Consider the following 6595-nt stretch of genomic DNA (forward strand, 5'->3'; position numbering starts at 1 on the left):
TCCATAGACCAAACCTGTCCCACGAAAAATATATTATCAGTTGAAACCCAATCATTGATATATTAGTGTGCCGCACATGGCCGGTTGGTCACACCCCAAAGTGGAGGAAACACGCATGACTTTCAGATTTACTGCATTGGCCGCTGCCAGTGCGCTTGCCCTGACATCTGGCGCGGCGCTGGCTGAAACCGATTGGCCCACGCGCACCATCAATGTCATCATTGGCGCAGGGCCCGGCGGCGATACAGATTTCAATTCCCGCACCATGGCGCGCTATTTCGAACAGATTACCGGCGGGTCAATGGTTGTCACCAACATGCCCGGCGGCGGCGCGACCATTGCCACATCCGCAGTGCGCGATGCTGACCCCGACGGCTACACCATGCTGTTTGGCCATACCGGCCACCTGATCGTCACCGAAGTGTCTGGCCTTGCCGATTACGGGATTGATGATTTTGAAATTTGCTGCATTCCCGCCATCGACCAGGGCGCGGTGTTCGTGGCCAGTGCCCAATCGGGCATTACCAGCGTCGAAGACCTTGTTGCGCGCACCACGGCCGAGCCGCAAAGTGTTGTGTTCGGCACCGAATTCGGCGGATATTCGCACCTGCAAGGGACCATCTTCCAGCGCGAAACCGGCGCGGATATGCGTGTGGTCGACACCGGTTCCGCATCGGACAAGATTGCGGCCCTGCTGGGCGGGCGTATTGATGTGGGCGGCATTGCTTACGGGGCCATTCAGGATTATCACGCCGCCGGGCAAATGGTGGTTCTGGGCCAGCCCAATGACACCCGCAACGAATTGCTGGGCGACATTCCCACCTTCGCTGAACAGGGCGTCGATTTCGTGATGAACAACCCCTATATCATCGCATTCCCCAAAGGCACTGACCCCGCCATCGTGGCCAAGATGGAAGATGTCATGCGCCAGATCACGGAAATCCCGGAATATGCCGCCGATCTGGAGCAAGGGTTCAAACAGCCCGTGTCCTTCCTGCCGCAGGATGCAGCGCTGGAACGACTGAACGCGATCCGCGATACTTACATGCCATACCGTGAAATCCTGCAATCAGCACGCTAAGGCCAACTGGCCGACGACAGGCCGGCAGACAGGCCCCCCAGAACGGGCCATCTGTCGGCCAATTCCTTCTAGCAGCGAAAAGGGGCGCGCGATGTCGCGAAACAGGGAACTGGTTGTGGGGCTTGCCATGCTGGGCGTGGGCATGGGCTATTTGTATATGACCATGCAACTGCCGCGCAGGGGCGCGGTTGACGCAACATTTTTCCCCTATGTGCTGGCTTGGGCCATGATCGGGCTGGGTGCGCTGCAATGTCTGGTGACATGGTGGCGCGGTGTCACCTCAACGGGTGGCGAAGATAAGCTGCAACCGCTTCAGGCCCTGACGGTTCTGGCCACGCTGGGCCTTGTGGCGGGGTTTATCGCCGCGCTGCGGCCCCTGGGCTTCCCAATCGCGGCAACGGGATTCCTGTTCGCGCAATTCATTGTCCTGACACCCAACGGCAAACGCCCGCGCCTGCTGCTGTATGCGGCGCTGGCCATCATCAGCGCGGCGGTCATTTTCATTACTTTCCGCTATGGCTTCCGGCTGATGCTGCCTGCAGGCCCGTTAACCCCCTATCTGCCGTAAGGAACGCCGCGTATGTTTGACATGCTTCTCCAAGGCTTCGCGGCGGTCCTGTCCCCGCAGATTTTCATCCTGATCACCATCGGCGTGGCCGTGGGCATTGTGTTCGGCGCGGTTCCGGGGCTGACGGCGGTCATGGCCATCGCGCTGACCTTGCCCATGACCTACAGCCTTGGGGCCGCAGCGGGGATTTCGCTGTTGATCGCGCTGTTTGTGGGGGCCACATCCGGCGCCCTGATTTCGGCAATCTTGCTGAAAATTCCCGGCACGCCATCATCCATCGCCACCACATTTGACGGCGGCCCCATGATGGAAAAGGGCGAAGGCGCAAAAGCGCTGGGTGTGGGGATCGTGTTTTCCTTCCTTGGCACCATCATGTCCATCGCGGCGCTGATGTTCATTGCCCCATCCTTGGCGCGGGTGGCGCTGTCCTTCGGTCCGCATGAATATTTCGCCATTGCCGTGTTTTCACTGACCTTGATTGCCACGCTGTCATCAGGGTCCATGATCAAGGGCATTTTCGCGGGTGTCGCGGGGTTTGCCGTGTCGACTGTGGGCATTGCGCCCGTGGATGCGATCACGCGCTATACATTCGGGCGGGTGGAAATTAACGCAGGCTTTTCCATCCTGACCGTGCTGGTGGGCATGTTCGCCATTGCCGAGGTTATTCGCGTGGCCGAACAGGCGCGCAAGCGTGGCGATATGCCCCCTGCCGCCCCGCTGATGGTCAAGATCAAAGGCTTCGGGTTTTCCATGGCGGAATTTCTGGGCCAGATCCCCAACGCCATCCGGTCGGGGCTGATTGGTATTTCCATTGGCATTCTGCCCGGTATAGGCGCGGGCACGTCCAACATCATTTCCTATATCGCCGCCAAGAAACGGTCCAAAACGCCCGAAAAATTCGGCAAGGGCACGATTGAAGGGGTGGTTGCCAGTGAAACCGCGAATAACGCGGGCATTGGCGGGGCCATGATCCCGTTGTTGACGCTGGGCATTCCGGGCGATGCGGTGACCGCCATTTTGCTGGGCGGGCTGATGATCCATGGCATCCAGCCCGGCCCCATGCTGTTCATCACCCAAGGGGCGTTGGTCTATACCATCTTTGCCGCGCTGATTGTGTCGGCCTTCATGATGCTGGTGCTGGAATTTCTGGGCCTGCGCGTCTTTATCCGGTTGCTGGCCATTCCCAAACACATCCTTTTGCCGGTCATTCTGGTTCTGTGTGCGGTGGGGGCGTTTGGCCTGTCCAGCCGTGTGTTCGATGTGTGGACCATTCTGGCCTTCGGGGTGCTGGGCTATGCTTTCGTCAAGGCGGGCATTCCCACCGCGCCCTTCATCATCGGGTTTATCCTTGGCCCCATGGCTGAAACCAATTTCCGGCGCGGATTGCAGCTGTCGGCAGGCGATTTCACCGGCTTCATCACAAACCCCATCGCAGGCACCTTCCTTGGTTTGGCGGCGCTGTCGATCCTGTGGCAGGTCTATTCCGCGCTGCGCCCCAAACCCGTCAAGACATTCTCGGATATTGTCGAGTGATCCGCACAATACCCCCGTATCGGAGCAAAACATGACCCGCATCAAAACCCCTGAAACCCTGCGCAGTGCGCGCTGGTTTGGCCCTGATGATCTGCGCAGTTTCGGCCATCGGTCACGGCTGATGCAGCTGGGCTATTCCGAGGCCGACTTTATGGGCAAGCCGATCATCGGCATTCTGAACACATGGTCGGAACTGAATTCCTGCCATTCCCATTTCCGCGAACGCGCCAAGGATGTGAAACGCGGGGTGTTTCAGGCGGGCGGCTTTGCTGTTGAACTGCCGTCCCTGTCGGTGGATGAAAGCTTCACCAAACCCACATCCATGCTGTATCGCAACATGCTGGCCATGGAAACAGAGGAGATGATACGCTCTCACCCCCTTGATGGGGTGGTGCTGATGGGGGGGTGTGACAAGACCACGCCGGGGCTGGTCATGGGCGCACTGACAGCGGGCGTGCCCATGATTTACCTGCCTGCGGGGCCAATGCTGCGCGGCAATTACGCGGGGCGCGCGCTGGGGTCGGGGTCGGATGCGTGGAAATACTGGGATGAGCGGCGCGCGGGCAATATCCCGGATGATGAATGGCAGGGGTTGCAGGGCGGCATTGCGCGCTCAGCCGGGGTGTGCATGACCATGGGCACCGCCAGCACCATGACCGCCATTGCCGACGCCATGGGCCTGACGCTGCCGGGCGCGTCATCCGTGCCCGCCGTGGACAGCGGCCATCAGCGCATGGCCGCCGATTGCGGGCGGCGCATTGTCGATATGGTCTGGGAAGACCTGACACCTGACCGCATTGTGACCGAAGCGGCGGTGAAAAATGCGGCCATCGTGGCCATGGCCACGGGCTGTTCCACCAATGCGGTGGTCCATCTTATTGCCATGGCGCGGCGCGCAGGCGTCAACCTGACATTGGATGATCTGGACGCGCTGGGGCGCACGACGCCCCTGATTGCCAATATCCGCCCCGCAGGCAAAGATTACCTGATGGAGGATTTCTTCTATGCAGGCGGCCTGCGTGCCTTGATGAAACAGATTGAAGAACGCCTTGATACATCCTGCCTGACCGTCACCGGCAAAACCATGGGCGAAAATCTGGAAGGGGCGCAGGTCTTCAATGATGATGTCATCCGCCCGCTGTCAAACCCTGTTTATCACGAAGGGTCGCTGGCCGTGCTACGCGGCAATCTGTGCCCTGATGGTGCGGTCATCAAACCCGCCGCCTGTGACCCGAAATATCATGTCCACGAAGGGCCAGCGCTGGTCTTCGACAGCTACCCGGCGATGAAGGCCGCGATTGACGATGAAACCCTTGATGTGACGCCCGACCATGTGCTGGTGTTGCGCAATGCAGGCCCCCTTGGCGGGCCGGGCTTCCCCGAATGGGGCATGCTGCCCATCCCCAAGGCGCTTATCAAACAAGGCCACCGCGATATGCTGCGCATTTCCGATGCGCGTATGTCGGGCACATCCTACGGGGCTTGCGTGCTGCATGTGGCGCCGGAATCTTTCGTGGGCGGGCCGCTTGCATTGCTGAAAACCGGCGATATTGTGCGGCTGGACCTGCCTGCGCGCAGGCTGGATATGCTGGTGGATGATGCGGAACTGGAGGCGCGGCGCGCGGCCCTGCCCGCGCCCGAACCCCGCTTTGAACGCGGGTGGGGGTGGATGTTCTCCAAGCATGTTGCGCAGGCCGACACGGGCTGCGACTTCGACTTTCTGGAACGCGATTTCGGCCGCCCGGCAGGCGAGCCGGACATATATTGAGGGGGCGCATATGACACTGACACTGGACCAGGCACTTAGCGGCATTTCCGGCATTCTGGTCACGCCATATGACGCGCGCGGCGATATTGCCCCTGACCGTCTGGCCCCCATTGTGGACCGCGCGCTAAACGCTGGCCTGCATATGCCGGTGGTCAATGGCAATACGGGCGAATTCTACGCCCTGACCACGAGCGAGGCCTGCACCATGGCGCGCGAAGTTGTGGCACTGGTGGATGGGCGCGCGCCCGTGCTGGCCGGTGTCGGGCGCGGCCTGCGCGATGCGGTTGCGCTGGCGCGGGCCTCAAGTGATGCGGGCGCGACTGCGCTGATGGTCCACCAGCCCCCTGACCCGTTCGTGGCCCCGCGCGGTGTGGTCGATTATCTGAATGCGATCAATGACGCATCCGGCGGGTTGCCGATGATGCTGTATCTGCGCAATGACACCATCGGCACCCGCGCCATTGCTGATCTGTGCGCCGTGCCCAATGTGCGCGGCGTGAAATGGGCCACCCCCAACCCGTTGCGGCTGGCCGAAGCCATCGCCGCCTGCGACCCCGCCATCACTTGGGTGGGCGGTCTGGCCGAAGTCTGGGCGCCGGTCTTCTATGCGGTGGGCGCGCGGGGCTTCACATCGGGGCTGATCAATGTCTGGCCCGAACGGTCGCTGGCCATTCATGCGGCATTGGAAGCGGGGGACTACCGCACAGCCAACACCCTGATTGCAGGCATGCGCGCATTTGAAGATATCCGCGCCGAGGAAATGAACGGCACCAACGTGACCGGCGTCAAGGCCGCGCTGCAGGCCACAGGCCATGATTGCGGCCCCACCCGCGCCCCGTCTGCATGGCCCCTGACTGATGACCAGAAAACCCGCCTTGCGCAGTTTCTGACCCAGAACAACCTGACCTGACAGGACAACACAATGACCCAATACACCCTTTCCGACAGCACCCGCGCGACACTGAAAAAAGTCTCCACCGCCTCCGTGGCCACGGCGCTTTATAAACGCGGGCTGCGCAACCAGTTCATTCAGGGCGTGCGTGCCGTTGCGCCCAAATCGGAAATCATGGTCGGGCAGGCATTTACGCTGCGCTACATCCCCGCGCGCGAGGATCGCAACCCCATCACGGCCTTTCGTGACCCCAAACACCCGCAGCGCGTGGCCATGGAAACCTGTCCGGCCGGGCATGTGCTGGTCATGGATGCGCGCGGCGATGCGCGCGCCGCCACAGCGGGGTCCATCCTGCTTACACGGCTGGCCATGCGCGGGGCCGCTGGCGTGGTGTCCGATGGCGGCTTTCGCGACATGGCCGGTATTGGCGCGCTGGACATGCCCGCCTATTGCGCTGGCCCCTCCGCGCCCACCAACCTGACCTTGCATGAAGCGCTGGACATCAACATTCCCGTGGCCTGCGGGGGTGTGGCGGTGTTTCCGGGCGACGTGCTGCTGGGGGACGGGGACGGCGTGATGGTCATTCCGGCCCATCTGGTGGAAGATATCGCCGCCGAATGCGCCGAGATGGAAGTGTTCGAAGATTTCGTGCTGCAACAGGTCGAAGCGGGCGCTGCCATCATCGGGCTTTACCCCCCCACCGAGGAGTCGAACCTGACCAAATTCGCCGCATGGCGCGCACAAACCGGACGT

The 6595-nt window shown here is 61.3% G+C and carries 6 protein-coding genes; all 6 read left to right on the forward strand.

The window, feature by feature from the left end:
• Positions 1-115 precede the first annotated feature (115 nt).
• Positions 116-1081 carry a tripartite tricarboxylate transporter substrate binding protein gene (locus ACTZWY_RS06495; RefSeq protein ID WP_444789882.1) on the forward strand — a complete coding sequence of 322 codons (966 nt, stop codon included), beginning with the start codon at positions 116-118 and terminating at the stop codon, positions 1079-1081.
• Positions 1082-1172: 91 nt separating this feature from the next.
• Positions 1173-1649 (forward strand): tripartite tricarboxylate transporter TctB family protein, encoded by a 477-nt coding sequence (locus ACTZWY_RS06500; protein ID WP_444789883.1) that lies wholly within the window; start codon positions 1173-1175, stop codon positions 1647-1649.
• A gap of 12 nt (positions 1650-1661) precedes the next feature.
• The gene (locus ACTZWY_RS06505) at positions 1662-3182 is read left to right on the forward strand and encodes a tripartite tricarboxylate transporter permease (protein WP_444789884.1); all 1521 of its coding nucleotides are present in this window, start codon (positions 1662-1664) and stop codon (positions 3180-3182) included.
• 31 nt (positions 3183-3213) lie between these two features.
• Positions 3214-4950, forward strand: a complete 1737-nt coding sequence (gene araD, locus ACTZWY_RS06510; RefSeq protein ID WP_444789885.1) for an L-arabinonate dehydratase — start codon at positions 3214-3216, stop codon at positions 4948-4950.
• Between the two features lie 10 nt (positions 4951-4960).
• On the forward strand, positions 4961-5860 hold the full coding sequence (locus ACTZWY_RS06515) for a dihydrodipicolinate synthase family protein (protein WP_444789886.1): 900 nt from the start codon (positions 4961-4963) through the stop codon (positions 5858-5860).
• A 12-nt stretch (positions 5861-5872) separates the two neighbouring features.
• Positions 5873-6595: ribonuclease activity regulator RraA (locus tag ACTZWY_RS06520; RefSeq protein ID WP_444789887.1), on the forward strand; the 723-nt coding region annotated here is incomplete at its 3' end.

This window comes from Roseinatronobacter sp. NSM (assembly GCF_052379845.1).
In the GTDB taxonomy this organism is placed as follows: Bacteria; Pseudomonadota; Alphaproteobacteria; order Rhodobacterales; family Rhodobacteraceae; genus Roseinatronobacter.

Excerpts from the sequence above, each read along its gene's own strand:
- ACTZWY_RS06495 (WP_444789882.1), top strand. The coding sequence starts at position 116 with ATGACTTTCAGATTTACTGCATTGGCCGCTGCCAGTGCGCTTGCCCTG.
- ACTZWY_RS06500 (WP_444789883.1), top strand. The coding sequence starts at position 1,173 with ATGTCGCGAAACAGGGAACTGGTTGTGGGGCTTGCCATGCTGGGCGTG.
- ACTZWY_RS06505 (WP_444789884.1), top strand. The coding sequence starts at position 1,662 with ATGTTTGACATGCTTCTCCAAGGCTTCGCGGCGGTCCTGTCCCCGCAG.
- araD (WP_444789885.1), top strand. The coding sequence starts at position 3,214 with ATGACCCGCATCAAAACCCCTGAAACCCTGCGCAGTGCGCGCTGGTTT.
- ACTZWY_RS06515 (WP_444789886.1), top strand. The coding sequence starts at position 4,961 with ATGACACTGACACTGGACCAGGCACTTAGCGGCATTTCCGGCATTCTG.